The sequence below is a fragment of the Arthrobacter sorbitolis genome, assembly GCF_054510995.1.
This window is the reverse complement of sequence record NZ_JBTNDM010000003.1, coordinates 151,231-177,552: the sequence shown is the minus strand read 5'-3', so window position 1 is coordinate 177,552 and position 26,322 is coordinate 151,231. Positions and strand designations below refer to the sequence as shown.

The 26,322-nt window shown below is 68.1% G+C and carries 22 protein-coding genes and 2 tRNA genes; 7 read left to right on the top strand and 17 right to left on the bottom strand.

The genetic code is table 11. The features are described 5' to 3' along the window. Positions 1-28 precede the first annotated feature (28 nt). From ACX80K_RS09235 to pknB, 5 genes are read left to right on the top strand one after another with little or no spacing between them, the layout of a single operon-like run. The gene (locus tag ACX80K_RS09235) at positions 29-1,636 is read left to right on the top strand and encodes a PP2C family protein-serine/threonine phosphatase (protein ID WP_459271732.1); all 1,608 of its coding nucleotides are present in this window, start codon (positions 29-31) and stop codon (positions 1,634-1,636) included. After that, the gene (locus ACX80K_RS09230) at positions 1,629-3,044 is read left to right on the top strand and encodes an FtsW/RodA/SpoVE family cell cycle protein (protein WP_459271566.1); all 1,416 of its coding nucleotides are present in this window, start codon (positions 1,629-1,631) and stop codon (positions 3,042-3,044) included. Before ACX80K_RS09235 ends, ACX80K_RS09230 begins: the two co-directional genes overlap by 8 nt. Next, the gene (locus ACX80K_RS09225; protein WP_459271565.1) at positions 3,041-4,483 is read left to right on the top strand and encodes a peptidoglycan D,D-transpeptidase FtsI family protein; all 1,443 of its coding nucleotides are present in this window, start codon (positions 3,041-3,043) and stop codon (positions 4,481-4,483) included. The genes ACX80K_RS09230 and ACX80K_RS09225 overlap by 4 nt, the downstream gene beginning before the upstream one ends. After that, entirely contained in the window at positions 4,480-6,288 is a 1,809-nt protein-coding gene (locus ACX80K_RS09220; protein WP_459271564.1) for a protein kinase domain-containing protein, read from the top strand. The genes ACX80K_RS09225 and ACX80K_RS09220 overlap by 4 nt, the downstream gene beginning before the upstream one ends. Positions 6,289-6,325: 37 nt before the next feature. Beyond that, positions 6,326-8,326: a Stk1 family PASTA domain-containing Ser/Thr kinase gene (gene pknB, locus ACX80K_RS09215; RefSeq protein WP_459271563.1), complete on the top strand. Its 2,001-nt coding sequence runs from the start codon at positions 6,326-6,328 to the stop codon at positions 8,324-8,326. A 69-nt stretch (positions 8,327-8,395) separates the two neighbouring features. Here pknB and ACX80K_RS09210 read toward each other — a convergent pair whose 3' ends face one another. The 3 genes from ACX80K_RS09210 to ACX80K_RS09200 are packed head-to-tail and all read right to left on the bottom strand — an operon-like array spanning position 8,396 to position 10,008. Then, positions 8,396-9,040, bottom strand: a complete 645-nt coding sequence (locus tag ACX80K_RS09210; RefSeq protein WP_459271562.1) for an aminodeoxychorismate/anthranilate synthase component II — start codon at positions 9,038-9,040, stop codon at positions 8,396-8,398. 3 nt (positions 9,041-9,043) lie between these two features. Beyond that, entirely contained in the window at positions 9,044-9,205 is a 162-nt protein-coding gene (locus ACX80K_RS09205) for a hypothetical protein (protein WP_459271561.1), read from the bottom strand. Between the two features lie 5 nt (positions 9,206-9,210). Next, positions 9,211-10,008, bottom strand: a complete 798-nt coding sequence (locus tag ACX80K_RS09200) for a class E sortase (RefSeq protein WP_459271731.1) — start codon at positions 10,006-10,008, stop codon at positions 9,211-9,213. Between the two features lie 190 nt (positions 10,009-10,198). Here ACX80K_RS09200 and ACX80K_RS09195 point away from each other — a divergent pair, with 190 nt between their 5' ends. Next, positions 10,199-10,447 (top strand): cell division protein CrgA, encoded by a 249-nt coding sequence (locus ACX80K_RS09195; protein WP_104181187.1) that lies wholly within the window; start codon positions 10,199-10,201, stop codon positions 10,445-10,447. A 265-nt stretch (positions 10,448-10,712) separates the two neighbouring features. Here the strand turns inward: ACX80K_RS09195 and ACX80K_RS09190 are convergent, their stop codons facing one another. Both ACX80K_RS09190 and ACX80K_RS09185 read right to left on the bottom strand, forming a co-directional pair. After that, the gene (locus ACX80K_RS09190; RefSeq protein WP_459271560.1) at positions 10,713-11,405 is read right to left on the bottom strand and encodes a rhomboid family intramembrane serine protease; all 693 of its coding nucleotides are present in this window, start codon (positions 11,403-11,405) and stop codon (positions 10,713-10,715) included. Positions 11,406-11,592: 187 nt separating this feature from the next. Continuing rightward, positions 11,593-12,135, bottom strand: a complete 543-nt coding sequence (locus ACX80K_RS09185; protein ID WP_459271559.1) for a peptidylprolyl isomerase — start codon at positions 12,133-12,135, stop codon at positions 11,593-11,595. Between the two features lie 162 nt (positions 12,136-12,297). Between ACX80K_RS09185 and ACX80K_RS09180 the strand changes: the two genes are divergently transcribed. Next, positions 12,298-13,197 (top strand): hypothetical protein, encoded by a 900-nt coding sequence (locus ACX80K_RS09180; RefSeq protein WP_459271558.1) that lies wholly within the window; start codon positions 12,298-12,300, stop codon positions 13,195-13,197. 96 nt (positions 13,198-13,293) lie between these two features. Here the strand turns inward: ACX80K_RS09180 and ACX80K_RS09175 are convergent, their stop codons facing one another. The 12 genes from ACX80K_RS09175 to dnaA all read right to left on the bottom strand — a co-directional run bounded on the left by ACX80K_RS09175 (position 13,294) and on the right by dnaA (position 26,321). Further along, positions 13,294-14,211 (bottom strand): DMT family transporter, encoded by a 918-nt coding sequence (locus ACX80K_RS09175; protein WP_459271557.1) that lies wholly within the window; start codon positions 14,209-14,211, stop codon positions 13,294-13,296. Between the two features lie 97 nt (positions 14,212-14,308). Continuing rightward, positions 14,309-14,381 (bottom strand) — tRNA-Ala (locus ACX80K_RS09170). Between the two features lie 44 nt (positions 14,382-14,425). Beyond that, positions 14,426-14,542, bottom strand: coding sequence for a DLW-39 family protein (locus ACX80K_RS09165; protein ID WP_459271556.1), 117 nt, complete (start codon positions 14,540-14,542; stop codon positions 14,426-14,428). Positions 14,543-14,580: 38 nt separating this feature from the next. After that, a tRNA-Ile gene (locus ACX80K_RS09160) sits at positions 14,581-14,654 on the bottom strand. Positions 14,655-14,740: 86 nt separating this feature from the next. Next, on the bottom strand, positions 14,741-15,262 hold the full coding sequence (locus ACX80K_RS09155; RefSeq protein ID WP_459271555.1) for a DUF3566 domain-containing protein: 522 nt from the start codon (positions 15,260-15,262) through the stop codon (positions 14,741-14,743). After that, positions 15,259-17,928 carry a DNA gyrase subunit A gene (gyrA, locus tag ACX80K_RS09150; RefSeq protein ID WP_459271554.1) on the bottom strand — a complete coding sequence of 890 codons (2,670 nt, stop codon included), beginning with the start codon at positions 17,926-17,928 and terminating at the stop codon, positions 15,259-15,261. The genes ACX80K_RS09155 and gyrA overlap by 4 nt, the downstream gene beginning before the upstream one ends. Before the next feature lie 175 nt (positions 17,929-18,103). Next, positions 18,104-20,116: a DNA topoisomerase (ATP-hydrolyzing) subunit B gene (gene gyrB / locus ACX80K_RS09145; protein WP_459271730.1), complete on the bottom strand. Its 2,013-nt coding sequence runs from the start codon at positions 20,114-20,116 to the stop codon at positions 18,104-18,106. 268 nt (positions 20,117-20,384) lie between these two features. Further along, on the bottom strand, positions 20,385-21,008 hold the full coding sequence (locus ACX80K_RS09140; protein WP_459271553.1) for a DUF721 domain-containing protein: 624 nt from the start codon (positions 21,006-21,008) through the stop codon (positions 20,385-20,387). Then, positions 21,001-22,335, bottom strand: coding sequence for a DNA replication/repair protein RecF (gene recF, locus ACX80K_RS09135; RefSeq protein WP_459271552.1), 1,335 nt, complete (start codon positions 22,333-22,335; stop codon positions 21,001-21,003). The genes ACX80K_RS09140 and recF overlap by 8 nt, the downstream gene beginning before the upstream one ends. Positions 22,336-22,345: 10 nt before the next feature. Then, positions 22,346-23,242, bottom strand: a complete 897-nt coding sequence (gnd, locus tag ACX80K_RS09130; protein ID WP_459271551.1) for a phosphogluconate dehydrogenase (NAD(+)-dependent, decarboxylating) — start codon at positions 23,240-23,242, stop codon at positions 22,346-22,348. A 65-nt stretch (positions 23,243-23,307) separates the two neighbouring features. Beyond that, the gene (dnaN, locus tag ACX80K_RS09125) at positions 23,308-24,432 is read right to left on the bottom strand and encodes a DNA polymerase III subunit beta (RefSeq protein WP_459271550.1); all 1,125 of its coding nucleotides are present in this window, start codon (positions 24,430-24,432) and stop codon (positions 23,308-23,310) included. Between the two features lie 476 nt (positions 24,433-24,908). Next, positions 24,909-26,321 (bottom strand): chromosomal replication initiator protein DnaA, encoded by a 1,413-nt coding sequence (gene dnaA / locus ACX80K_RS09120; RefSeq protein ID WP_459271549.1) that lies wholly within the window; start codon positions 26,319-26,321, stop codon positions 24,909-24,911. Position 26,322: the final 1 nt, after the last annotated feature.

Below are 26,322 nucleotides of genomic sequence, written 5' to 3'. Positions count from 1 at the left end.
GAGGTTCGCCGCCCGCTCCGATGTGGGCATGGTGCGTGCGAAGAACGACGACTCCGCCTACGTGGGCCGGTTCCTCGCCGTCGTCGCCGACGGCATGGGCGGACACGCGGGCGGCAACGTCGCGTCGGCCTCCACCGTCCTGGACCTCGTCCACCTCGACCACGGCTCCCACGGGGGCAAGGGTGCCACCCACCTGGCCGACGAGATCCAGACCGCGAACTCGCTGCTCTCCGAACTCGTCACCACCAATCCCCAGCTCGCCGGCATGGGCACCACCGTCACGGCGATCCTGCTCGAGGACTCGAAGCTGCAGCTCGCCCACATCGGCGACTCACGCGCCTACCGTCTGAAGGACGGGGCCTTCGCCCAGATCACCACCGATCACACCTTCGTCCAGCGCCTCATCGACGAGGGACGCCTCCGGCCGGAGGAGGCGGAGATCCATCCGCACAAGAACGTGCTGATGCGGGTCCTCGGCGACGTCGATGCGAGCCCGGAACTGGACCTCGAGGAGTTCGACGCCGAACCGGGGGAACGCTGGCTGCTCTGCTCCGACGGCCTGAACGCGGTACTCAACGACCGCGTGGTGGAGCAGGTCATGCGTGAGACGACGAACATCCGCGCGTGTGTCGACACCCTCGTGGAACTCACCCTCGCGGGGGGTTCGCCGGACAACATCACCATCGTGGTCGTCGAGGTCGTCGAGGCGGACGACGACGACGCCGTGCCTCCCGTCTCCATCCCCCCTGCGCGGCAGGCCGCCGGAGAACGGGACAAGCCCGCGGACGCGGCGTCCGCAGCGCACGGCATCGACCGGAACGGGGACCTCCCCGGTGCCGCGATCCGCGCCGACATCATCCGCCAGGACCTCCTGACCCGCCCCCACGTCCTCGTGGGATCCGCCGCCCTCGCCACGGAGACCGGCCAGATCCCCATCGTGACCCAGCGCTCCACGGAGCGCCGCGCCGCGATGATGCTGACGCACAAGGCCGAGCCGGGGACGGGCGACGCCGGCGAGGACGCGGGGCACGAGACCGGGAAGCGGGGACGCCGCTGGCTCGTCCCGGCATTCCTGTCCCTCATGACCCTCATCCTGATCGCCGTGCTCGGCCTCGGCTACACGTGGACCCAGACGCGCTACTACGTGGCGGAGTCGGAGAACCGCGTCGCGATCTTCACCGGCGTACCGCAGCGGGTCGGGCCGATCAGCCTCAGCGAGCTCTACGAGATCACCGACATCCCGGTCTCGAACCTCCCCGAGTACCAGCGGTCGCAGGTGGCGAAGACACTTCCGGCGGCCGGCCTGGAGGAGGCCGAGAGGATCGTCGGCGACCTGCGCAGCGAACTGCGGGCCGTGACCTGCGATCCGGCAACGCCGCAGACCCCGTCCGCCTCGCCGGGCCCGTCGGGAACGGCGGGAGCATCCGCCCCGGCTCCGTCCGGAACCCGATCCGCAACCGCGGCACCGTCCGCAACCGCGTCCCCGACGCCGTCGGCCGCCCCGTCCGCGGGCCCGTCCGCGGGCCCGTCGCCGTCGGCGACGGCCGGGGCATCCGCCACCCCGTCGGACGCACCGGAGCCCTCGCCGAGTCCTTCGTCCCCCGCCGACGCCTGTGGAGGTGCAGCCAATGAGTGATGTCCTGACCGTGCCCAGGTCGCGGCGCAACATCGAGCTCCTGCTGCTGGTACTGGCCCTCGTCGTGGCAGGCGGGGCCAACTACCTGGCCGGCGTCGGCCGGGAGGAACCCTTCGGCGACTACTTCTGGTCGCAGGTACTGACGCTCGGCCTGATGAGCCTCTTCATCCACGTCATCCTGCGCTTCCGCGCCAAGTATGCCGACCCGGTGATCCTTCCGCTGGTGGTCGCGCTGAACGGGATCGGGCTGGCGATGATCCATCGCCTCGATCTCTCCGCCGCATCGGGTGCCACGTCCGTCGCGCCGCAGCAGGTCCTCTGGACCGCCGTGGCCATCGGGGCTGCAGCCGTGCTGCTGATCCTCTTCCGGGACCACCGGATCCTGCGCCGCTTCACCTACATCTCCCTCATCGTCAGCGCGATCCTGCTGCTCCTGCCCCTGACACCGCTCGGCCTGGAGATCAACGGGGCACGCATCTGGATCTCCGTCGGCGTCGGCACCTTCCAGCCCGGCGAGATCGCGAAGATCACCCTCGCCATATTCTTCGCCGGGTATCTTTCGACCAACCGCGACCTCATCCTGCTGGCCGGCAAGAAGATCGGTCCGCTGCAGTTCCCGCGCTTCAGGGACCTCGCGCCGATGGCGGCGGCCTGGCTCGTCAGCATCGGCGTCCTGATCTTCCAGCGCGACCTCGGTTCATCGATCCTCTTCTTCGGCCTCTTCATGGTCATGATCTACGTGGCGACGAGCCGTGTCAGCTGGGTCCTGATCGGCCTCGCGATGATCGGGGCCGGCGTCTTCGTGGCCCTCGAGCTGTTCAGTCACGTGGCGCTCCGCTTCGATTCGTGGATCAACGCCTTCGCGCCCGAGGTGTACGACCGCGCTCCGGGTGGGAGCCGTCAGGTGGTCCAGGGCCTGTTCGGTCTGGCGAACGGTGGCCTGATCGGTACGGGGTTCGGTGAGGGCCGACCGGATCTCGTGACGTATGCCAACAGCGACATGATCATCGCCGCGCTGGGCGAGGAGCTCGGACTTCTCGGCGTCGTCGCGATCGTGATGATGTACGTGATCCTGGTGTCCCGCGGCATCCGGGCTGCTCTCGGCACGAAGGACGGGTTCGGGAAGCTGCTCGCGTGCGGCCTCTCGTTCACCATCGCCCTCCAGTGCTTCGTGGTGATCGGCGGCATCACGCGCCTGATCCCCCTGACGGGCCTCACCACGCCGTTCATGTCCGCGGGCGGATCCTCGCTGCTGGCGAACTGGCTCATCGTCGCCCTGCTCCTCCTGATCTCGGAGACCGCGCGCCGGCCGGCGCCGACGGCGCCCATGAAGGATTCGTTCCCCGAGATGCTCGGCGTGAACGGGAAGCCCGTGAAGAAGAGGCCCGCGAAGGAGGTCACCCGATGAACCAGGCCATCCGCAGCGCATGGGTCGTGGCGATCGGCATGTTCGCCCTCGTCCTCGGCGCCCTCACGTACGTCCAGTTCTTCCAGGCACAGGAGCTCAACGAGAACGACTGGAACAGTCGCCAGCTCTACCAGGACTTCGGCCGGGAGCGCGGAGCCATCCTGGTGGACGGCCGGGCGATCGCCGAGTCGGTCCCCTCCGACGACGAGTTCAACTTCCAGCGCGTGTACAACGAACCCGAGCTCTACGCGCACCTGACGGGCTACTACTCCCTGTCGCTGGGGTCGACGCAGCTCGAGGACAAGGAATCGGACATCCTCGCCGGGACCAGCAGTTCGCTGTTCTACGACCGCGTTGTCGGCCTGTTCTCGGGCGTCGAGGCCCAGGGCGCGTCCGTCGAACTGACCATCGACCCGGAGATCCAGCGCCTCGCGTCGGACCTGATCCCGGAAGGGCAGCGGGGCTCGATCGTGGTCATGGAGCCCTCCACGGGCAACATCCTCGCGATGGTCTCCAAGCCCACCTACGATCCGAACCTCGTCTCCGGGCACGACACGGCGATCATCGAGGAGAACGTCGCGGCTCTGTCCGAGCAGCCGGGCCTGTCCATCTACACGAATCCCGCCACGCAGTCCCTCGTGTCCCCGGGGTCCGTCTTCAAGCTCGTCGACGCCGCGGCCGCCCTCGAGTCCGGGAGATACGACGCGCAATCCGAGATCCCGAACCCGCCGGCCCTGCAGTTCCCCGGCATCGAGTACGCCCTGCCGAACTTCGTCACCGGCGGTTGCTCCAGCAGGACGACGGCGGACCTCGAGTTCGCGCTGGAGCAGTCCTGCAACACCCCCTTCGCGCAGATCGCGCTGGATCTCGGTGAGGAAGCGATCCAGGAGCAGGCCGCGGACTTCGGGTTCGGCGAGGAGCTGTTCATCCCGACGCAGGTCATCGCGAGCAGCTTCCCCTCCGACCTGACGGAGCCCGAACTGGCCCAGTCCGCCGTCGGGCAGTTCGACACGCGTGTCACACCCCTCCAGATGGCCATGGTGGCCTCCGCGATCGCCAACGACGGGCAGCAGATGAAGCCACAGCTCATCAAGTCGATCCGGGCAGCGGACCTCGAGCTGATCGAGTCGCCCCAGCCCGAGGTGCTCCGCCAGTCGGTGAGCGAGGAGACCGCGAACCAGCTCACCGACTGGATGGTGAACGTGGTGGACAACGGCACGGCGACCGGGGCGCAGGTCCCGGGCGTCGAGGTGGCCGGCAAGACGGGGACCGCGGAGGTCTCCGAAACCGGCGACAACGCCTGGTTCACGGGATTCGCGCCGGCGGACGATCCGCAGGTCGCCATATCGATCGTGATGGAGAACGTGGACATCCCTACCGGTCAGCAATTGACCTCACCCAGTGCCAAGAGACTCATAGAGGCGGTGTTGAACAGATGAGGCCCACGTCAGGAATCACCCTGGGCGGCAGGTTCGAACTGACCGAGCGCATCGCCATCGGCGGCATGGGCGAAGTCTGGAAGGCGCGGGACCAGATCCTCGGTCGCGTCGTCGCGATCAAGATCCTCAAGGAGGAGTACTCCGGGGACCCGGCGTTCCTCAACCGCTTCCGTGCCGAGGCACGCCATACCGCGCTGCTGAACCACGAGGGCATCGCCAACGTTTTCGACTACGGCGAGGAGGCCGGCTCTGCCTACCTCGTCATGGAACTCGTGCCGGGGCAGCCGCTGTCCGCCGTCATCGAGAAGGAGCAGGTCCTCTCGCCGGACCGCACCCTCTCGATCATCGGACAGACCGCCACGGCCCTTGCCGTCGCGCACCGGCAGGGCCTCGTCCACCGCGACGTGAAGCCCGGCAACATCCTCGTGATGCCCGACGGCCGCGTGAAGATCACCGACTTCGGCATCGCCCGGCTCGCCGACCAGGTCCCCCTGACCGCCACCGGGCAGGTCATGGGGACGGCGCAGTACCTGGCGCCCGAGCAGGCAACCGGCCAGCCCGCCACCGGCTCCTCCGACATCTATGCGCTCGGCGTCATCGGGTACGAACTGCTCGCGGGCCGCCGGCCGTTCTCGGGCGAATCCCAGATCGCCATCGCCCTCGCCCAGGTCAACGACGCCCCGCCGCCCCTGCCGGAATCCATCCCGCAGCCGGTCCGTGCACTGATCGCGTCCATGCTCGCCAAGGACCCGGCCGGGCGGCCGCGTGACGCCGAGTCGCTCGCGCGCGGCGTCGACGCCATCCGGGCCGGTGACCTCCGCGGGGCCGAAGCGGCCGTCCCCGGGATGCTCGCCTTCGGAACCGGGGCGGGCATCCCGACGGCCGCCGTCCCCCGCCAGGACACCCAGGCGACGACGGCGGTCCCCGCGCCGACCACCTCCGCCCTGCCCACGGTCGCGGCACCGGCTGCCGCGGGTGCCGCGGGTGCCGCGGGTGCCGCGGCCGGCCTCGCCGCGTCCCGGGACTGGTCGGAGGAGGACGTCGACCCCGCGCCGGACCAGCCGTACCGTCGGGAGGAGGAGAACCGCCGGAGCCCTTGGCTGATCCCGCTCATCGTGCTGCTCCTGCTGGCGCTGGCCGCCATCGCGTTCCTGGTCCTCCAGCCCCTGCTGGCGGGCGACGATCCGGACGGCGTGCCGGCCGAGTCCAGCACGTCGGCGAGCGCCACCCCGTCGCAGTCCCGCGCCTCCACACCGTCACCGGCGCCCACCACACCGACACCGACACCCGAACAGACGACGAGCGAGCCGAACGAGGTCATCATCTCGCCGAGCGAGTACCGCGGCATCACCGAAGCCGAGGCGACACAGCGACTCATCGGCCTGGGCTTCGGGGTGAACATCGAGAGGCAGTTCGCGGAACAGGACCAGGGCATCGTCCTCGACATCAATCCGAGCGGAGCCCAGATCCCTCCCGCGACGATCACCCTGATCGTCTCCGACGGCCCCGAGCCCGTCGAGCAGGTCACGGTCCCGGGCGGACTGCAGGGACAGAGCGCCGCCGACGTCGAGGCGATCCTCGTGGACCTCGGTCTCCGGCCGGTCAACGTGGGGAGCGAGGAGTCGGAGCAGGCAGAGGGCACGGTGCTCCGTGTCGAACCCGGGGCAGGAGCCCAGCTCCCAGCCGGGACGCAGGTGAACTACGTCGTCTCCTCGGGCCCGCCCCCGACCCAGGCACCCACGGCCCCTACGCCGACCCCTCCGCCGAACCCGACGGCGACCCCGACGGCGACCACCGGCCCATGACCTGCGGGACGAGCCCGGGCGGGAAGGGCACCGAGTGATGACCACCGACCGTGTCCTGAACGGGCGGTACGAGGTCCGCGAGCTGATCGGGCGCGGCGGCATGGCCGACGTGCACCTCGGCCGTGACCTCCGTCTGGGCCGGTCGGTCGCGATCAAGGTGCTCCGCTCGGACCTCGCCCGGGATCCACTGTTCCAGTCCCGGTTCCGCAGGGAGGCGCAGGCCGTGGCAGGGCTCAACAATCCCAGCATCGTCGCGGTGTACGACACGGGCGAGGAGGAGATCCCCGACCGGCCGGAACACGAGGTCCGGGTCCCGTTCATCGTGATGGAGTATGTCGCCGGCCGCACCCTGCGCGACCACGTGAGGGCGGGCGACCTGACCCACGAGGACAGCATCACCTATGTCGCCGGGGTGCTGGGCGCCCTCGACTACAGCCACAAGGCGGGCATCGTCCACCGGGACATCAAGCCCGCCAACGTCATGATCACGCCCGACGGCGCGGTGAAGGTCATGGATTTCGGCATCGCCCGCGCCATGGCCGATTCGCAGGCCACGATGACGCAGACACAGGCCGTCCTCGGGACGGCACAGTACCTCTCGCCGGAACAGGCCCGGGGCGAGACGGTGGACGCCCGCAGCGACCTGTACTCGGCGGGCTGCCTGCTCTTCGAACTGCTGACCGGTCGGCCGCCGTTCGTCGGGGACAGCCCCGTGTCCGTCGCGTACCAGCACGTACGCGAGGAACCGCCGGCTGCCAGCAGTCTCGATCCCGAGGTGACGCCCGCCCTCGACTCCGTCCTCGCCAAGGCACTCCGGAAGGACCGTGAACACCGCTTCCAGGATGCGCTGTCCTTCCGCAGGGCGCTGCTCGACGCCGCCCGGGGCATCGCCGTCGCCGGTTTCACGGGCGCGGCGACCGAGACGATGGACGTCTCCGCGCCCCGTCCTCGTGCCGGCGGCGCTGCGGCGGTGGCCGTGCCGTTCGCCTCCGCCGACCCGCAGACGCGCGCGATGGACCGGGTCGCGGCGGAGGAGGCACTGCCGGACGATCCCGACGACGGTCGCCTCGATGTGCTCGGCGCCCGGGAGGCCGTGGATCCGAAGGACCATGAGCACGACCGGAGGCGCAGGTCGTCGAGGGCGGCCTGGATCACCGTCTTCTTCGTCGCGGTCCTGCTCGTGCTCGCGGGCGGCTATGTCGTCCTGAACAACCTCCCGGACAACCAGCCCTCCCAGGAGGCCGTGACGGTCAGCGTGCCCGACCTCGTGGGTCTGGCCGAGGCCGACGCCACCGACGCCATCGTGGACGCCGGGCTGGTGCCGTCGAGCGACGAGCAGTTCAACGCCTCCGTGGAGGAGGGCGACGTGATCGCCTCCGATCCTGCCGCGGGGGCATCCGTGGACAGGGAGTCGCGGGTGAACATCACCGTCTCGCTCGGTCCGGCGAACGTGGTGCTGCCGGATACGCTCGCCGGGCTCACGGAATCCTCGGCCCGTGACGCGCTCGAGGTGCTCGGGCTGCGGGGCGGCGGGATCACGGAGGAGACCAGTGCCGACGTCGCGGAGGGCAGGGTCATCACCACGAGTCCGCAGGCCGGCCAGTCCGTGCCGGTCGGCAGTCCGGTGGACCTGGTGCTGTCCAACGGCAAGGTCACCGTACCCCTGCTCACGGATCTCACGCTCGGACAGGCGCAGGCCCTGCTGGCCGATTCCGCGGTGAAGCTGCCCTCCACCGTGCGCGAGGTCGAGAACAGCGTCGTCGCGCCGGGGATCGTCACGGCGCAGTCCGCGCCGGCTCGGTCCGAGGTGGACCAGGGCACGGAGATCGTCCTGACGGTCGCGAAGGCACCACCTGCAGCACCGGTGGTACCAGTGGTGCCGGTGGTACCGGCACCGGCACCACCGGCACCGGCACCGGTGCCGGAACCGTCACCGGTCCCGGTCCCGGTCCCGGAACCCTCGCCGACACCGAGCGGCCAGCCGACCGGCGGCACAGGCGAACAGTCCGATCCGCGGCCCACCGAGGGCGACGACTAGCTGCACCGCCCCCGCCGTCCGGCCCTGCCGGTGGCTGCAGTGAGACCGCTGATCGGAGCCGGAGAGCGGTCAGCGTGCGATGAGCGGGCTCAGCCCTGCGGCGGTGGTCGCGGCGCCCTCGAGCCCGAGGGACTCCAGCCAGTTACCCAGCATCTGGTAGCCGCCCTCGGTCAGGACCGACTCCGGGTGGAACTGGACGCCGCACAGTGGAGCCGTCCTGTGCTCGAGTCCCATGATGATGCCGCTGGCCGTACGGGCCGTGACGGTGAGGTCCGCCGGGACGTCGTCGCTCACCGCCGCCAGGGAGTGGTAACGCGTCGCCGTGACGGGAGACGGCAGGCCGGCGAAGACGCCCGTCGCATCGTGTTCCACCAGGGAGGTCTTGCCGTGCATGAGCTCCGGAGCGTGCGTCACGGTTCCGCCGTAGGCCTCGGCGAGCGCCTGATGACCCAGGCAGACCCCGAGCATCGGCTTGCCGTGGTCACCGCACCACCTGATGAGGTCCACGCAGACACCGGCCTCAGCGGGCGTGCCGGGACCCGGGGAGATCAGCACCCCGTCGCGGGACGCGGCCATGTCCTGTGCCTCGGCGAGGGTGACGTCGTCGTTCCGGACCACTGTCGTCTCCGCACCGAGTTCCTGCAGGTAGCCGACCAGCGTGTAGACGAAGCTGTCGTAGTTGTCGACGACGAGGATGCGGGTGGTGTCAGCCATGAGCTACGGGGAACCAATCGTTGAATCTGTGAGCGGGTTGAACTGGGAGACCCAGGGGAACACGAAGAGCATGAGCGCCAGGACGGCCACGAGCACCAGCATCACCGACAGGACGACGCGCATCCAGAGCGGACCGGGCAGTGCCCGGAAGATCCATCCGTACATCGCGGCTACCCCTGTCCTGCTGCGCGGGCGACATTCTCCGCGATCTCGGGGGGCGGCCCGGCCCCGGTGGGACGCCAGGACTCCAGCACCGAGTACGCAATGATACGCTCCTGGGCACCGAAGCGCGGATTGCAGCTGGTCAGCGTCAGGATCCTGTCCTCCGGCGTGGCATCGGGTCGGGTGGGAACCGGTGCGATGACGTCCGCACGATCGGGCAGGACGATCTCGGTGTTGCGGAAGACGTACGTGTAGTACCCGTCCCGTGTCTGCACGTAGATCCGGTCTCCCGGGACCAGCGTGTGGATCTGGTCGAGTACCTGACCGTGGGTCTGGCGGTGGCCCGCCAGCGCGAAGTTCCCCACCTCGCCCGGCGCACCCGTACCCGGGTAATGGCCGAGTCCGAGGTTGTCCAGCACGTCGGTGCCCACGCCGGAGGTGACGGGCCGTGAGTAGCCCTCACCGAAGCGCGGGATGTAGACCACCCCGAACGTGCCCATGAGGTCCTGCTGCGGGAGGACGGCCGGGTCGCCGAAGTCCTCGGGCGCCGCCGGCCCGGGGCCGCCCGGGGCGGGGTCGGGGACCGCGACGGGAGGCACGTCGGAGAAGAACTGCTCGAGGGCCTGTTCCTGCTTGATGCCGGAGTCGATGTTGGTCCACCAGAGCTCCCACCCGACGAACAGCAGCAGCACCACACCCGCGGTGATCAGGAGTTCGCCCAGGACCTGCGCGGCCAGCTGGAAGGGCGTACGACGACGGCGCGGCCGCTGAGGGCGTCCCACCCGGGTATCGGGTGCGGCGTCCATGGTCGATCGGGCCACTGCCGCTCCTGCCCTTGGGAATGCACCGGTAGCCGGCCGATCTTGGCTAGAATCGATCGGAGAACCGGCCGGATGAAAGTCTTCCCACAGGATAGCCTGCGGGAAGGAGCGCGTCGGGGCCGCCACCGAGCTACCGGTGCCACTGACCCCAGTCGCACCCCGTCGAGGAGAATCCGTGCCTGAATCGAAGCCCCGCAAGAGAGCCAGTACCGCTGCGCCCGCCGCGAAGTCGTCACAGCCCAAGCCGAACCCGGTCTGGTACAAGCCGGTGATGTTCGGGCTGATGATCATCGGCCTGCTGTGGATCATCACGTTCTACATCTCCGAGGCGACCCTCCCCGTCGCCGCCTGGGGATCATGGAACATCCTCGCGGGCTTCGGGATCGCGATCGTCGGCTTCCTCATGACGACCCGCTGGCGGTAGGTCCGGCAGCGCACCGGACCGGGGACCCGGGCCCGCGGACGGCTCGTAGGGCCGCTTCTGCTCTGTACACACGCTGTGCATGAAGTTATCCACAGATGTGCATGGGATTGTTGATGATTCACGGATTGCCGCAGGATTCCGGGCCCCGCTTATCCACAGGTGTGGAATTACATGTGTGTAAGTTATCCCCCGTGTGGATAAGGGGTGTGGAAAACGATGAAGGAGCCGGTACCCGGGTACCGGCTCCTTCGTCGTCCGGGCGGTCCTAGACAGGGAGTCGGGAGAGGCCCACGACGGTCAGCAGGGCGAGCAGGACGACGACGCCCCCCAGACCGAGCATCTGCGTCCGCACCTGCCGCTTCCCGTGCGGGGCGTACGCGATGGCCGCGGCACAGGCGGCACCGGCCACCAGGCCGCCGACGTGCGCCTGCCAGGCGATGCCTGGCACCACGAAGCCGAGCACCGCATTGATCGCGATCAGGACCACGATCTGGCGGACGTCGCCGCCGCGCTTCCGCTGGACGATGAACAGCGCTCCGAACAGTCCGAACACGGCGCCCGACGCGCCGACCACGCCCTGGAGCGGGTTGTCGCTCAGGAGCAGGACCCCGATGGACCCGCCGACGGCGGAGATGAGGTACAGGGCGAGGAACCGTGCCCGTCCCATCGCGGGCTCGAGCACCTTGCCGAGGATGTAGAGCGCGTACATGTTGAACGCGATGTGCAGGAACGAGTTCTGCGAGTGCAGGAACGCGGCCGTGAGCATGCGCCACGGTTCGGCGGGGATCACGCCCCCTGCACCTGCGGTGAACACCGGGGCGTAGGTGAAGGCCCGGGTGATCCCCGGGACCAGGAGCTGCAGGAGGAACACCACCACGCAGATGCCGATGAGCGTGTAGGTGACCACCGGGGTGTCCCCCCGCGAGACGCCGCCGAAGGCGTTCTTGCGGGCCGGCACGTTGGCAGCCTGCTCGCGGACGCAGTCCACGCACTGGAAACCGACCGCGGCGGGACGCTGGCAGTCAGCGCATGCGGGGCGTCCGCACCGCTGGCATCTCACATAGCTGACGCGGTCGGGATGCCGGGGACAGACCGGGGCCTCCTGCCCGCCGGCGTCGGGCGCGGGGACACCGTAGGACATTCGGCTAGAGCTGTTCCACGGTGATGCTGTCGATCACGACGTCGTCGAGGGGCTTGTCCCTCATGTCGGTGGCGATGGCGTTCAGCTTGTCGACCACCTTGCGGGATTCCTCGTCGGTGACGTCACCGAAGATGGTGTGCTTGCCCTGCAGCCACGTGGTGGGGACGGAGGTGATGAAGAACTGCGACCCGTTGGTCCCGCGTCCGCCCTGGAGGCCCGCGTTGGCCATGGCCAGCTTGTAGGGTTCGGTGAACGTGAGGTCTGGGTTGATCTCGTCGTCGAACTTGTAGCCCGGTCCGCCGATGCCCTGCCCGAGGGGGTCACCACCCTGAATCATGAAGTCCTTGATGATCCGGTGGAACACGGTGCCGTTGTACAGAGGAGCGTTGCTCTCCTCGCCGGTCTGGGGGTGGGTCCACGTGATCTCGCCCGTCGCGAGGCCGACGAAGTTCTTCACCGTCTTCGGGGCGTGGTTGCCGAAGAGATTGATCTCGATATCGCCCTGGTTGGTGTGGATGGTCGCTTTTGCTGTCGGAATAGCAGTCATCCGCCCATTCTTCCACGCGCCTCCTGACAATAAGCTGGAGGAGTGCCATTCCGCGCACAGTGAAACGTTCCCCCGGAACCGACCCTGCGCCCGGCACGGATAGCACCCTCCGCGCATGCCACGTAGGCTGATCAAAACGAGCAATCACCCCTGGAGGTATTTGTGAAGAAGAACGAACACGCCACCCACCAACTCGAAGAAGGCGTCGCTCTCGGGCTGGCAGCCGCTGCCGGAATAGCCGCAGCACGCGAATGGGCGACCCCGCGGGTCGATGCCGCATACGGCTGGGCGAAGCCCCGATGGGAGAAGGGTCTCGAGACCGCCAGACCGGCTCTGCAGGACACGGTCCGCAAGGCGACCGAGGGGATCGCCGGAGGGGTCGCCGTCGTCACCCCCCTGATCCAGGAGAGCATCGACACGGTGGGCTCCCGGATCACCCAGGTGATCGACGAGACCACCCCGAAGATCCAGGGAACCCTCGACAAGGCCACGCCCGCGCTGAACTCCGCCAAGGGCAAGGTCGTCGACGAGTACCTCCCCGCGCTGTCCACGAGGCTCGGCGAGGCAGCCGATACGGCCTCCCGCTCCCTCGCGGCGGCAACCGTGCCGCCCGTCGTGGAGAACGCCGTGATCCGCGTGACGGGTGACAAGAAGGCGGTCAAGAACGCCCAGAAGCGCCTGGTCGCCGCGACCCTGCAGGCATCGAAGGACCTGAAGAAGAGCCAGGCCCGCAAGTCCGGCAAGGGCTGGCTGATCTTCGGCATCATCACGGCCGCGATCGTCGCCGGCGTCGCCGCATGGCGCGCCTCGCGACCCGTCGAGGATCCCTGGAAGACTCCCGCCCCGATCAAGGCCACCGCCGGTCCGGCCTCGACCCAGAAGCCGCAGGACTCCAAGGACACCGTCATCAGCATCAAGGAGGCCGCGGATCGCGCCTCCGCGACGTCCGGCGAGGTCCCCGCGGCCACCGCCACCACGGGCACCCCTTCCGTGTCGGACACGGCGAAGGGCACCGACGGCGCCAAGCACGCCGCCGAGCCGACGGACGACCCGAAGGTCTGACACCCGTCCTCGACGACGAAGGGACCCCCGGCCGAGCGCCGGGGGTCCCTTTCTTTCTCGGGGTACATACCCCACGTGAAATATACGTGAGCGGTACTATTCCCCGCCCAGCACAGGAGGGGGAGCCGGGGCGATCCCCTCGTCCAGCGGGCGGCGTGAGCGGCGCCTCTGCTGTCCCCTGATCACGACGGCGAGGCCCACGAGGATCAGTGCCAGTCCGCCGTACGTCCCGGCGGGCAGCGTCTCGTCGAGGAACACGGCCGCGAGGATGGCGGCTCCCGGGATCTCGAGCAGGATGATCATCGAGACGACGAGCGGGCTCATGACGGCGAGCAGGTGATTGAACACCGAATGTCCCATGATCTGCGCGAGAAGCGTGACGGCGAGGATCCCGGCCCAGGCGGCCGGTGAGAAGCCGATGATCGGTTGCCGCGTGACGGCACAGAGAGCCAGCAGGATCACGGCGCAGGCGCCGTAGCACAGCGTCGTGTACGTCCCGGTGGACAGGGTGCGGCGGGCCGAGGCGCCGGCCATCTGGTAGACGCCCGCCAGCGCACCTCCCGCGAGGGCCAGGATGTCACCGAGCAGCGCGTCCGGGGACAGGGAGAGGTCGAACCCGGTGATGACGACCACGCCGATGAACGCCACACCGAGCCCGGTCACCACGGCACCCTGCGGGCGGGACCCCCGCAGGGCGTCGAACAGCGCGATCCACGCCACCTGCAGGCAGACGAGGGCCGTGGCGGCAGCCACGGAGGTCAGCTTGAGGGCCGTGATGAAGCATGCGAAGTGCAGGGCGAGGGCGACGGCCGCGACGGCGAGCCTCCGGCAGTCCGCCGCGGTGAGCGCTGCGAACTCCGCCCGCTTGGACACGGCGGCCGGTCCTCCCATGAGGAGGGCCCCGAGCAGGTTCCGCCAGAAGGCGATCGCCAGGACGGGCGCGGCGGTCGCAGCCATGATCGGCCCGGAGGCCGAGACCCCGATGACGCCGAGGATCGAGAGGAAAATGGTCACGCGGCAACCCTATGGCACGCCGTACGGGGCACCGCACCAGGGGGGCCCGGACGGAAAACGCAGGAAGTCCCGGTCGATGACCGGGACTTCCTTTCGGTGGAGGCACGGGGACTCGAACCCCGAACCCCCTGCTTGCAAAGCAGGTGCGCTACCAATTGCGCCATGCCCCCGAACGGACCTCGTCCGGCGGACGTCCGCCGGATTCTGCTCCTTGCTACGCTACGTCGTCCGTCGCATTGCTCCAGACGCCCTTGCTCTTCTCGGAATCCTGCCAGCGCTTGTACACGAGGAGACTCGCTGCAGCCGCTGCCGCGATGAGCAACTTCTTCACAACAGTCTCCTTGCAGTCGCCTGCCGGTGGTGGATCCGTGGGCGTACCAGGACTTGAACCTGGGACCTCTTCGTTATCAGCGAAGCGCTCTAACCGCCTGAGCTATACGCCCCGATACCTCTTCGGGCCGAGATACGACTTTACAGTAGTGGCTCGGCATTCTTCAAATCGCCTGGCGGCGCCGGAGAGGCCGGTCTCCTAGTCGTCGGTCAGCGTGACGCCGATACCGCCGACGAGGGTGGACGAGATGTTGTACAGCACCGCGGAGAGCATCGCGAGGGCGGTCAGGAGCACCACGTTCACCACTGCGAGGATGGTCGCGAAGGACAGCACCTGCGGCAGGGAGGCGAACTGCCGGAGGTCGAACCCGCCGCTCTCGGATCCCGCGATCTCCCGCAGGAGCGCATTGACGCCGTCGAAGATGCCCGTGAGGTCCAGGACCGTCCAGATCACGAAGGACGCCACGACGGTGACGATGCCGAGTGCCACCGAGAGGAGGAAGGACATCTTGAGGACCGACCAGGGGTCCACCTTGCTCACGAGCAGGCGTGCCTTGCGGGCCTTCGCCTTCGGGGCCGGCTTCACGAGTCCGGGTCGTCCGGGCCCACCTGCGGAGGCGGGGCGCTGCGTGGGCCGTGCGGGGGCATTGACGCGCGGAGGAGCCCCAGGCGTTCGCACTTGTCCGCTGGTCGACCGCGGGTTGGTGTTGGCCGAGCTCACTCAGTACCTCCGTGTTCCGGCGACTCAGCGTCAGGCTCAGCCGTTTCCTCTGTCGACAACCGTACTTCATCCGCCGTGAACTCCGCAGGATCCTCCTGCGGCGTCATCGTGCCGATCACGTCGACGTCCGGGCTCGCCTCGGCGGGATCGTCGATGAGTCCCTCCTCGACGGCGACGCTCCGCTCGCTGTTGCGGGCGACCGCGATGATGCGGTCGGTCTTGTCGGGCTTCGCGAAGATCACGCCCATGGTGTCGCGCCCCTTCGCGGGCACACCGGCGACGGCGGAGCGGACGACCTTGCCGCCGCCCATCACGACGAGCACCTCGTCCTCCTCCTGGACGACGAGGGCACCCACGAGGTCACCGCGTTCCTCGGCGAGCTTCGCGACCTTGATGCCGAGCCCGCCACGTCCCTGCACACGGTAGTCGTCGACCTTCGTCCGCTTCGCGAAGCCGCCCTCGGTCACGATGAAGACGTACGAGTCGTCGGTGACCACATTGGCCGCGAGCAGTTCGTCGTCGTGGCGGAACTTCATGCCCGTCACGCCGGACGTCGCGCGGCCCATGGGGCGCAGGGCGTCGTCGTCCGCCGTGAAGCGCAGCGACTGTCCCTTGCGGGAGACGAGCATGATGTCGTCCTCGCTGGAGACCAGCTGCGCGGAGACGAGCTCGTCGTTGTCCCGGAGGTTGATCGCGATCACCCCGGCGGTCCGGTTGGTGTCGTAGTCCTCCAGGCGGGTCTTCTTGACCAGTCCGCGCTTCGTGGCGAGCACGAGGAACGGAGACTGCTGGTAGTCGCGCAGGTCGAGGACCTGCGCGATGGTCTCGTCGGGCTGGAAGGCGAGCAGGTTCGCGACATGCTGGCCCTTGGCGTCGCGCGCCGCCTCCACGAGCTCGTACGCCTTCGCGCGGTACACCCGGCCGAGGTTCGTGAAGAACAGCAGCCAATGGTGGGTGGTGGTCACGAAGAAGTGCTCGACGACGTCGTCGCCGCGCAGCTGGGCACCCTTGATCCCCTTGCCGCCGCGCGCCTGCTGGCGGTAGTTGTCGCTGCGGGTGCGCTTGACGTACCCACCGCGGGTGATGGTGACGACCATCTCCTCCTCGGGGATCAGGTCCTCCATGCTCATGTCGCCGTCGTAGCCCATGAGGATCTCGGTGCGGCGGTCGTCGCCGTACTTCGCGACGATCTCCGCGAGCTCGGTGCTGACGATGCCGCGCTGGACGTCCTCGGAGGCGAGGATGCGGTTGAACTCGGTGATCATGCTCTCGAGTTCCGCGTGACGGTCCTGGATCTTCTGCCGTTCGAGGGCCGCGAGGCGTCGCAGCTGCATGTTCAGGATGGCGGTGGCCTGCAGCTCGTCGATGGACAGCAGTCCCATCAGCCCGTCGCGTGCCTGCTCGGTGGTGGAGGACGCGCGGATCAGGGCGATGACCTCGTCCAGGGCGTCCAGCGCCTTCAGGAGACCGCGGAGGATGTGGGCCTCCTCCTCCGCCTTGCGCAGCCTGTACCGGGTGCGGCGGACGATGACCTCGAGCTGGTGGGTCACCCAGTGGCGGATAAACGCGTCGAGGCTCAGCGTGCGGGGCACGTCGTCGACGATGGCGAGCATGTTTGCGCTGAAGTTGTCCTGCAGCTGCGTGTGCTTGTAGAGGTTGTTGAGCACCACCTTGGCGACGGCGTCGCGCTTCAGCACGATCACGAGGCGCTGGCCGGTGCGGCCCGAGGTCTCGTCACGCAGGTCGGCGATGCCGCTGACCTTGCCGTCCTTGACCAGTTCGGCGATCTTGATGGCCAGATTGTCGGGGTTGGCCTGGTAGGGGAGTTCCGTGACCACGAGGCAGGTCCGGTTCTGGATCTCCTCGACGTTGACGACGGCCCGCATGGTGACGGAGCCGCGTCCGGTCCGATAGGCGTCCTCGATGCCCTTGTGCCCGAGGATCTGCGCGCCGGTGGGGAAGTCGGGTCCCTTGATGCGGAGGATCAGGGCCTCGAGCAGTTCCTCCTTCGTGGCGCCCGGGTTCTCCAGGTACCACTGGACGCCCTCGGCGACCTCGCGCAGGTTGTGCGGCGGGATGTTGGTCGCCATGCCCACGGCGATGCCCGAGGATCCGTTGACGAGCAGGTTCGGGAACCGCGACGGCAGGATGGTCGGTTCCTGGTTCTTGCCGTCGTAGTTGTCCTGGAAGTCGACGGTCTCCTCGTCGATGTCCCGCACCATCTCCATGGCGAGCGGGGCCATCTTCGTCTCGGTGTACCGGGGCGCCGCAGCGCCGTCGTTGCCGGGTGAGCCGAAGTTCCCCTGCCCGAGGGCCAGCGGGTAGCGCATGGTCCAGTCCTGGATCAGCCGCACCAGGGCGTCGTAGATCGCGGAGTCGCCGTGCGGGTGGTACTGGCCCATGACCTCACCGACGACACGGGCGCATTTGTTGAAGGAGCGGTCGGGGCGGTAGCCGCCGTCGAACATCGCGTAGAGGACCCGGCGGTGGACGGGCTTCAGGCCATCGCGGACGTCGGGCAGGGCCCGTCCGACGATGACCGCCATCGCGTAGTCGAGGTAGGACCGCTGCATCTCGGTCTGCAGGTCGACCTGCTCGACGCGGTCCGTCAGGACCTCGCCCTCGAGGACGTCGTCGGACCCGTTACCAATGCTGTCGTCGCTCATCAATCAATTCCGTTCGTGATGGTTTTCAGCCCCAAAGGTCGCTCGACGGCAAGCCGATACCCTGCATCTCGTGTAGGCGCTCGACCGGACGTCTCCCTATCCCTCGCAAGCTCGGGCAGGGACCCTGAGTCCGCTCTTACTCTCGTTGCGCCGGCACGATGCCGGGTCTCGGCACTCAGATATCGAGGAAACGCACATCTTTCGCGTTCTGCTGGATGAAGTTGCGGCGGGACTCGACGTCCTCGCCCATGAGCACCGAGAACACCTGGTCCGCGGCGGCGGCGTCGTCCATGGTGACCTGGAGCAGCGTGCGGTGGTCGGGATCCATGGTCGTGTCCCACAGTTCCGTGTAGTCCATCTCGCCGAGGCCCTTGTACCGCTGGATCCCGTTGTCCTTGGGCAGGCGCTGGTTGTTGGCCAGGCCCATCTTGATGACCTCGTCGCGTTCGCGGTCGCTGAACACGTAGTCGTGCTTGGCGTTCGACCACTTGATCCGGTACAGCGGGGGCTGCGCCAGGTACACGAAGCCGTTCTCGATCAGCGGGCGCATGTAGCGGAAGAGCAGGGTCAGGAGCAGGGTGGTGATGTGCTGGCCGTCCACGTCGGCATCGGCCATGAGCACGATCTTGTGGTACCGGGCCTTCTCCACGTTGAAGTCCTCGCCGATCCCCGCGCCGAACGCGGTGATCATGGCCTGCACCTCGCTGTTGCCGAGCGCACGGTCGAGGCGGGCCCGTTCGACGTTCAGGATCTTCCCGCGGAGGGGGAGAATGGCCTGGGTCTCCGGGTTGCGCCCACGGACGGCCGAACCGCCGGCCGAGTCGCCCTCGACGATGTAGATCTCGGACCGTGCAGGGTCCTTGGACTGGCAGTCCTTGAGCTTGCCGGGCATGCCGCCCGACTCCAGGAGCCCCTTGCGGCGCGTGGACTCGCGCGCCTTGCGGGCCGCGAGGCGCGCCTGCGACGCCTGGATGGACTTGCGGATGACGTCACGGGCAGGCCCGGGGTTGCGTTCGAGCCAATCGCCGAGCTGGTCGGTGACGACGCGCTGGACGAATCCCTTGACCTCCGAGTTGCCGAGCTTCGTCTTCGTCTGGCCCTCGAACTGCGGTTCGGAGAGCTTCACAGAGATGACCGCCGTCAGGCCCTCACGGATGTCATCACCCGTAAGGTTGTCGTCCTTCTCCTTGATGATGTTCTTCTCACGCGCGTACTTGTTGATCAGTGTGGTCATCGCCGCACGGAAACCCTCTTCGTGGGTGCCGCCCTCGTGCGTGTTGATCGTGTTCGCGTAGGTGTGCACGCTCTCGGAATACGCCGAGGTCCACTGCAGGGCGATCTCGACGGACATGGTCCGCTCCGTGTCCTCGGTCTCGAAGGCGATCACGTCCGGGTGGACGACGTCCACGCGCTTCGACGAGTTGAGGTGGCGGACGTAGTCCAGCAGCCCGTTCTCGTAGAGATACACCACGGACCGGTGCTTCGGCTCCCCGTCGGACTCCTGCGCCTTCTCCAGCTCCGCCACTTCGTCGGTCTGCACGGCGTCGACCCGCTCGTCCGTCAGCGTGATGCGCAGTCCCTTGTTGAGGAACGCCATCTGCTGGAACCGCGCGCGAAGCGTCTCGAAGTCGAATTCGGTGCTCTCGAAGATCGTGTCGTCCGGGTAGAACGTCTGCGTGGTCCCCGTCTCCGAGGTCTCCTCGCCCTGCTCCAGTTCACCGAACGGCTTGCCGCCGTCCCTGAAGGACTGGCGCCAGACGTACCCCTGACGGCGCACCTCGGTCTCGACGCGCTCGGACAGGGCGTTGACGACGGAGATGCCGACGCCGTGCAGACCGCCCGATACCGCGTACCCGCCGCCGCCGAACTTGCCGCCGGCGTGGAGGATGGTCATGACGACCTCCACGGTGGGCCGCCCCTCGGTGGGGTGCATGTCCACGGGAATGCCGCGCCCGTTGTCGACGACCTTGACGCCGCCGTCGATCTGGAGCGTAATCTCGATATGGTCGCAGTACCCGGCCAGCGCCTCGTCCACCGAGTTGTCCACCACTTCGTAGACGAGATGGTGGAGGCCGCGCGGGCCCGTCGATCCGATGTACATGCCCGGCCTCTTGCGGACCGCTTCCAGGCCTTCCAGGACGGTGATCTCACTGGCGCCGTACGCGTGTTCCGTCGCGGCCTCCAGGATCGGGGACTCACCCTCGCCGATCAACACATCACTTGCGTTCAACTCGTTCTCGTGTGCCACAGGCGTAGACGGCTCCTCAGCTGGATAGACCACATGAATCTCGTACTATTCTACCCTGCGGATGGTTGCGGGAGCGTACCAACCGCCTCTCACCGGCCAATAAAGCGGGTCCAGAGCGGACGGCGGGTCCTTCCATGAGGACCGATACGCCGGAGGGACCTCCGATTGCGCTACAGGCCGTCCAGCGGACACGGCATTGCGCTCCGGCTCACCCGTAGGTGTCGCGCGGACCGCGTCCCTTGACCGTGCGCCCACCCTTGCGCCAGCTCGGCGCGGCCGGCCCGACGACGGAGAGCCGCTTGACCACGCCCGGGCCGAGCTCGGCCTCGAACCTCCGCAGCACGTCCGGTGAGATGAGGCGCAACTGCGTCGCCCACGCGGTCGAGTCGCACCGGACCAGGACGGTATCGGCGTCGAAGCTCTCGGGCACGCAGTGCGCCGCGATGTCCGTCCCGACGATCTCGGCCCACCGGGACAGGACCGACCCGATGGCCACCGGGGATTTCCAGCCACGCTCCGCGAGCATCCGCGAGAACACGTTGCCCACGCCTTCCGGGTCGCGTCCGCCGTAGACGGGTTCGGGCGAGTACCGGCGTCGGGGTGTCTTCCCCGGCTGCTTCGCCGCAGGTCCGCGCGGCGTGCCGCGGGCCTCGGACGCACTGCGCAGCCGGTTGAGGAGGGCCTGGGGGGCGTCCTGTTCGGGGAGGTCGGGTCCGGGCCGGGCCGGGGCGCCGCCGTCGTCCGTGGCCTCCGTGTCGCGGCGTCCCCGCGACCCCGCGACCCCGGTGTCCGACGGATCCTCCCCGCGATCCTCCCCGCGATCCTCAGGCATGTGCCCCTCCTGCAGGGAGGTCCGTGACGCCGTCCCGGTCCTTCCCGACGCGACCGTCGTCGCCCGCCCCGGCGTCGTCCGGCCCGGCATCCGTCCGCTCGGCCGTCAGCTCCCCGTCGGGGGCGGCGCCGTCCGCCGCTCCGGCCAGGGCGCCCGGGATCACGCGGATCTGACGGCCGAGGAGTGCTGCGGGGATGTCGTCACCCACGGCTGCCGTCACCAGCACCTGCTCGGCCGGAGCCACGATGGCGGCGAGGCGCGTCCGTCGCTGGGCGTCGAGTTCGGCGAAGACGTCGTCGAGGATCAGGACCGGACCGCCGCCGGGGGTGTGGTCCTCCTCGAGCAGCAGGTAGTAGGACGCCAGCCGCAGGGCGAGGGCCATCGACCAGGTCTCGCCGTGGGAGGCGTATCCCTTGACGGGGGCCCCGCCCAGCAGGAGCCCGAGCTCGTCCCGATGCGGGCCCACGAGCGAGAGGCCCCGGTCCAGCTCCTTCTTCCGGTGCCGGAGGAGACTCGCCGTGAACAGCTCCGTGAGCGCCGGGAGGGCGAGCTCCCTCAGGCCGTCGGCCGTCCCGGCGTGCGCAGAGTCCGCCGCGTCGTCGTCCACCGCGAGGTCCATCGAGGACGAGACGCTCGAGATGTAGGTGATGTCGGTGACCTTCGAACCGTCCGTCAGCTCCTGGTAGGCACGCTGGACATGGGGCCGGAGATGATCGACGAGGAGGAGCCGGGCGGACAGCAGCCGTGCCCCGGCCTCGGCGAGGTGCTGGTCCCACACGTCGAGGGTCGCCTCGTGTCCCGTCGAGAACCGTCCGGCCGCCCTCGCCGACTTGAGCAGGGCGTTGCGCTGCTTCAGCACACGCTCGTAGTCCGCCCGCAGCGCGGACTGGTGCGGGAGCAGGGACACCATGACGTCGTCGAGGTACCGACGCCGTCCCGAGGGATCCCCCTTGACCAGCGTCAGGTCCTCGGGAGCGAAGAGGACGGTCTTCAGGATTCCCGCGGCGTCCCGCGCGCGCACCGGGTTGGCCCTGTTGATGCGGGCACGGTTCCCGGATTCCGCGTTGATCTCGACCTCGACGCCGGTGCGCTGGGTCCCGCGGACGAATCTGCCGCGGATGATCGCGCGGTCCTCACCGAAGCGGATGAGCGGCTTGTCGCTGCTCACGCGGTGCGAGGACAGGGTGGCGAGGTAGCCGACGGCCTCGACGATGTTCGTCTTGCCCACGCCGTTCGGCCCGACGAAGACCGTGATGCCGGGTTCGATCGCCGTGTCGAGGTGCTCGTAGCTCCGGAACCCGGTGAGTGAGAGGTGCTCCACGTACACCGGGACCCGCCTACTCCGGTTTCGGCTGGGCCGGCTTCACCGCGTGGCCGCCGAACTGGTTGCGGAGCGCCGCCACCATCTTCATCGACGGCGAGTCCTCCTGCCGGGACGTGAAGCGGGCGAACAGGGCTGCGGTGATGGCGGGGGCCGGCACGGAATTGGCGATGGCCTCCTCGACGGTCCATCGTCCCTCGCCGGAATCCTCGACGAAGCCCGCGATCTTCGACAGTCCCGGATCCTCCTGCAGCGCCTTCACGAGGAGGTCCAGCAGCCAGGACCGCACGACGGTGCCCTTCTGCCAGGCGGCGAACGTGCCGTGGACGTCCTTGACGATGTCCTTGGCCTCGAGCAGCTCGTATCCCTCGGCGTAGGACTGCATGAGTCCGTACTCGATCCCGTTGTGGACCATCTTGGCGTAGTGCCCGGCACCTACGTCCCCCACATGGACGAAGCTCTCGGCACGGTCGCCTTCCGGACGCAGGGCGTCGAAGATCGGCATGGCACGTTCGACGTCGTCCTGGACACCGCCGGCCATGAGGCCGTAGCCGTTCTCGAGTCCCCAGACGCCACCCGAGACGCCGCAGTCCAGGAAGCGGATGCCTTTCTGCGCGAGCAGCGCGGCGTGGATCTGGTCGTCCGTGAACTTCGAGTTGCCTCCGTCGATCACCAGGTCGCCCTCGGAAAGGAGTTCCGAGAGGTCCTTCACCACGGCGTCGGTGACCTGGCCGGCAGGGACCATCACCCAGACGATCCGCGGCGCGGGGAGCGTCGCCACGAGTTCCTCGAGACTCGGCACGTCGGTGCGGTCGGGGTTCCGGTCGAAGCCCGTGACCTCTATGCCCTTCCCGCGGAGACGCTCCCTCATGTTGAATCCCATTTTTCCGAGTCCAATGAGGCCGATGTGCATGAGCTTCTCTTTCTGACGATGTGCCCGACCGGCGGGCCGGCCGGCCGGGATATCTGCCTGGGCTGCTACTGGTTGGGCAGCCGGACCGGCATCAGGAGGTACCTGTAGTCTTCCCTGTCCTCGCCGGAGGCGTCGTCCTGCGCGGAGATGACCGCGGGCTTGGGCGGTGAGGTGAAGGAGAACCGCACGAAGGGGCTGCTGAACGCGCCGAGACCCTCGCTCAGGTAGTGCGGGTTGAACGCGACCGTGATGTCCTCGCCGTCGAGGGTGGCCTCGATGGCCTCCGACGCCTGGGCGTCCTCCCCCGTCCCCGCATCGAGGGTGACCTGGCCTTCCTGGAACGCCAGGCGCACCGGGGTGTTCCGCTCGGCGACGAGCGAGACGCGGCGGACGGCTTCGACGAGCGAACTGGTCTGGACCGTGGCGTGGATGGGGGTCTTGTCCGGGAAGAGCGAGCGGATCTTGGGGTAGTCGCCATCGACGAGCAGGGAGGTGGTCCGCCGCCCGCCGGACTCGAAGCCGATGAGCTCGGAATCGTCGGACAGGGCGATGTTCAGGTCGCCGGCCCCGCCGAGGGTCTTCGCCACCTCGTTCAGGGTCTTGGCCTTCACGAGCGCACTGGTCGAGATGCCCGGCGTGGACGGTTTCCAGGACACTTCGCGTAGTGCGAGCCTGTAACGGTCGGTGGCCAGGAGCGTGATGAGGTCGTCCTCGATCTCCATGCGGACACCCGTGAGGATCGGAAGGGTGTCGTCGCGGCTTGCCGCGATGATCACCTGCGACACGGCCTGCGCGAAGGCGTCCCCGTCGACGACACCGCTCACGGCCGGGAGCTTCGGCAGTTCGGGGTATTCACCCTCGGGCATGGTGGCGAGGTTGAAGCGGCTGTTCCGGCACGTCAGCGTGACCTTCGACCCGTCGGTCGTGACGTCGACCGGCGCGGAGGGCAGGCTCCTGCAGATGTCGGCGAGCAGGCGTCCCGAGACGAGGATGGTGCCTTCCTCCAGCACGTCGGCCGCGATCTCGAGGCGTGCCGAGATCTCGTAGTCGAAGCTCGCGAGGCTGAGCAGGCCACCCTCTGCCTTGATCAGCAGTCCTGCGAGGACGGGGACCGGGGGGCGCGGGGACAGGGAACGGGCGGTCCAGGACACAGCCTCCGCAAGTACATCCCGTTCAACTCTGAATTTCACGGAGCAGTGCCGCCTTTCGCCAGGTCAAAAAAACAGCCCCCGGCGAATCACCGGCGGATGGTCGGATCGGGTTCGCCCACGGAGTTGTCCGGGCACGGGGAACTACAACCCTACTGGGTGACAGCTTAGCCGCGTACCGGTCCGGCGCAGCAGGACCGGGGGCGACGGAGGACGGACGGGACGTGGAATGTTATCTGACGAACTTTTGAAGTTTAAGGTTCGTAGTGTTAATAACTGCTGTGGATACTGTGGATAAGTGCCTCGATCCCGGGGCTGGGGCCGATCCGGGGTGTGGATAAGGTGTGAGGCCGGACGACGGTCCGCTGCCGGCGGCTGTGGGCGAAATCCTTGTCATTTCGCGGATCCACAGGCTGGACGGGGGTTGTCCTCAGGATGAGGGGTGATGTGCCCCTGGTTATCCACAGCTGTGTCCACACCTGTTAATTACAGGCGTGGGATTCGGGTAGTCGCCCCGGTCAGGCCTCGCGTTGCTTGTGCTTGATGCGGTTGGTCAGTTCGGTGACCTGGTTGAAGATCGCCCGCCGCTCCGCCATCAGCTCGCGGATCTTCCGATCGGCATGGATGACCGTCGTGTGGTCACGCCCGCCCAGCTCCTGCCCGATCTTGGGCAGCGACATGTCCGTGAGCTCCCGGCAGAGGTACATCGCGATCTGCCGTGCCGTCACGAGGGTCCTCGTCCGTGACTTGCTGCAGAGCTCCTCCATGCTGATCTGGAAGTAGTCCGCCGTCTGCGCCATGATCACCGTCGACGTGATCTCCCGGGCACCGTCGTCGGAGATGAGGTCCTTCAGGACGACCTCGGCCAGGTTGACGTCCACGGGCTGGCGGTTGAGGCTGGCGAAGGCGGTGACACGGATCAGCGCGCCCTCGAGTTCGCGGATGTTCGTGGCGATCTTGGAGGCGATGTACTCGAGGACGTCGTCCGGCGCGCTCAGGCTGTCGCTGATCGCCTTCTTGCGGAGGATCGCGATGCGCGTCTCCAGTTCCGGCGGCTGGATGTCCGTCAGGAGGCCCCACTCGAAGCGGGACCTCATGCGCTCCTCGAATCCGATGAGCTGCTTGGGTGGCAGGTCGGAGGTGATGACCACCTGCTTGTTGTGGTTGTGCAGGGCGTTGAACGTGTGGAAGAACTCCTCCATGGTCCGGTCCTTGCCGGAGAGGAACTGGATGTCGTCGATGAGCAGGATGTCCACGTTGCGGTAGGTCTGCTTGAAGCTCGACCCCTCGTCGTCGCGGATCGAGTTGATGAAGTCGTTGGTGAACTCCTCGGAGTTCACGTACCGCACGCGGATGCCCGTGTAGAGGTGCCGGGCATAGTGACCGATGGCGTGGAGGAGGTGTGTCTTGCCCAGCCCCGAGTCCCCGTAGATGAACAGCGGGTTGTAGGCCTTCGCCGGTGCCTCCGCCACGGCGACCGCGGCGGCGTGGGCGAAGCGGTTCGACGAGCCGATCACGAAGGTGTCGAAGATGTACTTGGGATTGAGCCGACCGAACTCGGAGGAGTTGCTGGGCGGCGTCGGGGACGGCTTGGTCTCACCCTTCGGTGCCGGCGATGCACGCTCGGGCTCCTGCTCGGGTGCTTCCTCCCGCACGGGGGTCAGTTCGGGGTCGATGACGAACGCGCACTGGATGTCCTCGCGGAAAACGTCGCGCAGTGCCTCGTCGAGGGCTCCCTTGAGCTGGGTCTGCAGGACCTCGCGTGTCAGCTCGTTCGGGACGGCGATGAGCATGGTGGTGCCGATGAGTCCCTGGGCCTGGGCCAGCACCATGAATCCCCGCTGGCGGGGTGTCACTCGATCGTCGTGTTCCAGGGTCCGGATGACTTTACGCCAGGAGCTCCCGACGTCATTGACCTCATCTGTACCCACA